This window comes from Streptomyces sp. LS1784, from assembly GCF_020103755.1.
Classification (GTDB): Bacteria; Actinomycetota; Actinomycetes; order Streptomycetales; family Streptomycetaceae; genus Kitasatospora.
On sequence record NZ_JAHSQD010000814.1, the window covers coordinates 1 to 2,779 of the forward strand.

General features: G+C 76.2%; 4 protein-coding genes. 2 read left to right on the top strand and 2 right to left on the bottom strand.

Annotated elements, in window-relative coordinates:
- The coding region (locus tag KS423_RS42775) for a LysR family transcriptional regulator (RefSeq protein ID WP_308020321.1) at positions 1-228 on the bottom strand (228 nt) is incomplete at its 3' end.
- A gap of 79 nt (positions 229-307) precedes the next feature.
- On the opposite strand from KS423_RS42775, the gene KS423_RS42780 reads away from it, so the two are divergent.
- Complete coding sequence (locus KS423_RS42780; RefSeq protein WP_224285096.1) at positions 308-1,039, top strand: hypothetical protein; 732 nt, start codon at positions 308-310, stop codon at positions 1,037-1,039.
- A 7-nt stretch (positions 1,040-1,046) separates the two neighbouring features.
- Here the strand turns inward: KS423_RS42780 and KS423_RS42785 are convergent, their stop codons facing one another.
- The gene (locus KS423_RS42785; RefSeq protein ID WP_224285097.1) at positions 1,047-1,601 is read right to left on the bottom strand and encodes a GNAT family N-acetyltransferase; all 555 of its coding nucleotides are present in this window, start codon (positions 1,599-1,601) and stop codon (positions 1,047-1,049) included.
- A gap of 102 nt (positions 1,602-1,703) precedes the next feature.
- On the opposite strand from KS423_RS42785, the gene KS423_RS42790 reads away from it, so the two are divergent.
- Positions 1,704-2,779 (top strand): sensor histidine kinase (locus KS423_RS42790; RefSeq protein WP_224285098.1); only part of this gene is annotated, 1,076 nt, incomplete at its 3' end.

Below are 2,779 nucleotides of genomic sequence, written 5' to 3' on the forward strand. Positions count from 1 at the left end.
CGCCGCCTCCAGCCGGACCAGCAGCGGCGCGGCGTGCTCCAGCAGCCGCTGCCCGGCCCCGGTCGGGCCGACCGGGCGGCGGACCAGCAGGGCGGCCCCGAGGTCCGCCTCCAGCGCCGCGATCTGCTGGGAGACCGCGGACTGGGTGTAGCCGAGCTCCCGAGCCGCCTCGGAGAAGGAGGCGAGGCGGGCGACGGTGACGAAGGTGCGCAGCTGCTGCGGGTCCACGGCGGTCATCAACCGATCTGATCGAAGCTTAAGGAATCATCGTTGGCGCTGATCTCGGGTGCGGGGCCAGGATAGCCGCATGACCTACCTGACCCCGCGGGTCGCCCTGGTCGGCGACCGCTCCCCCGCCGTCCGCTCGCACGCCCGGATCCCGGGCCTGCTGGACGCCCTCGCCGAGCACGACCACCTCGTCCTGGACGCCTACTGGATCCCGACCGGGGACGCCGCCGAGCCCGGCGCCCTGGACGGCTTCGACGCGGTCTGGCTGCTGCCGGGCAGCCCGTACCGCAGCGAGGCGGGCGCCCTGGCGGCCGTCCGGACCGCCCGCGAGCGCGGCATCCCCTTCCTCGGCACCTGCGCCGGTTTCCAGCACGCGGTGCTGGAGTACGCCCGGAACGTCTGCGGCCTGGCCGGGGCCGTCCACGGCGAGGAGCACCCCGACGGGGAGCAGCAGGTGATCGCCCCGCTGGCCTGCTCCCTGGTCGGCCACGAGGGGGCCGTCACGGTCGCCCCCGGCAGCCTCGCCGAACGGGTGCTCGGCGCCACCCGCACCCAGGAGCGCTACCACTGCGCGTACGGCCTCAACGGCGCCTACCTGGAGCGGCTGTCCGCGCACGGCCTGCGGTTCAGCGGCGCCGACGGGTCGGGCGAGGTACGCATCCTGGAGCTGCCCGGCCACCCGTTCTTCCTGGCCTCGCTGTTCCAGCCCGAGCTGTCCGGCGACGGCACCCGGGCGCACCCCATGGTCCGCGCCCTGGCCGGCGCCGCCGTGGCACACGCGGATGCGGGCACCCCGGCCGCGACGGCCTGAACGCGCCTCACATCGGCAGCGACCGCAGCCGCACCGGCCCCTCCGGCCACCCGGCCCCCGCGACCAGCGGGGCCCACATGGTGCGCAGCGGCATCTCCGCCAGCCGCCCCCCGGGCTGTTCCACCGTCACCTCCTGCGCCACCTCCCGGAAGCCGAGCCCCCGGTAGAACGCGGTCAGCGGCGGGCGGCAGAACAGCAGCGCGTACCGGTGGCCGAGCGTGCGCGCGTGGTCGAGGCCGGCCCCGACCACGGCCCACGCGAGGCCGCCGTGGCGCCGGTCGGGCGCGACGCAGACTCCGCCGACGCCCACCACGGTCAGGTCGGTGCCGCCCACGGTGAGCGGCAGCGGCAGCAGTCCGGTGTGGGCGACGAGCCGGCCGTCGGCGGCCCGGACGCCGAAGTGGATCTCCTTGGGCAGGAAGGCCAACCCGGTGTACGCGACGCCGTACGGGTCGTCCCCGGGGCCGAGGATCTCATCCTGCTCGGCACGGCTGTACTGCGCGAGCCGTTCGACCACCGGCGCCCCGGCGAGGTGCGGCTCGGGCGAGAAACGATCATCCATTCCGCCATGCTCTCCTCCCACCAGCGCCTTCAACCAGTCCCTTCCCGGCCACTCGGTCCGACGATCGTCCCGGCACCGCGCCGGTGTGGAAGCATGCCCCTCATGCAGCAGCCCACCGACCAGTCGGCCGCCGACCTAGCCGCACCGCTGCCCGGCCCGCCGCTGCGCCTGCCCCGACCGGTCCGGGCCGTCGCGCCGACGGCCCTGGTGCTGCTCGTCCTCGTCCCGCTCGCCGCCAACGACCCCGACTTCGGGCCGACCGCCTCGCCGGGGACCAACGCGGGCCTGATCGCGGTCGGCGCGCTCGCCCTGGTCCTGCGGCACCGCCACCCGGCCGCGACGACCGCGGTCACCCTGGTGAGCGGCCAACTCCCGCTGGCCGTCGCGCTCCACGGGCTGGCCGCGCGGCGCGGCGGCACCGCGCCGGTGTACGTCCTGGCGGCCCTGGCCCAGCTGCGGCTGTTCGTCCCGTTCGACCTCGGGGACGTCAGCACCCCGTCCGAACTCGCCAACCTGATCGAGGACCCGCTGGTCTTCGGCGTCGTGCCGCTCGCCCTCGGGCTGACCGCCCACCAGCGCGCCCGCACCGTCGCCGTACTGGCCGAACGCAACCGGCTGCTCGGCGAGCGCAACCGGCTGCTGGAGGAGGCCCGCCGGCACGCCGAGGAGCGCGCGGCGGCCGCCGAACGCGCCCGGCTCGCCCGGGAGATGCACGACGTGGTGTCCAACCGGGTCTCACTGATCACCCTGCACGCGGGCGCCGGGCAGGTCGCCCGGGCCGAGGACCCGGCCGCCGTCCGGGAGACGCTCGGCCTGATCCGCGCCCTCGGCCTCCAGGCGCTCACCGAACTGCGTGTCCTGCTGGGCGTGTTGACCACCTCCGCCGACCAGGCGCCGTCCCTGCGCGGGCTGCCCGCCCTGGTCGAGGAGTCCCGGCAGGCCGGGCTGGCGGTCGGGCTGACCGTCAGCGGCCCGGCCGAGGGGCTGCCCGATCCCGGGCCCGCCGTGCAGTACGCGGCCTACCGGATCGTCCAGGAGGCACTGACCAACGCGCACAAGCACGCCCCGGCCGCCGAGGTGGCCGTCACCGTCGAGGTCGCACCGGACGGACTGCGCCTGGCGGTGGTCAACTCCCGCACCGAGCCGCCGGACCCGGGGCCGGCCGGCGACGGAACGGC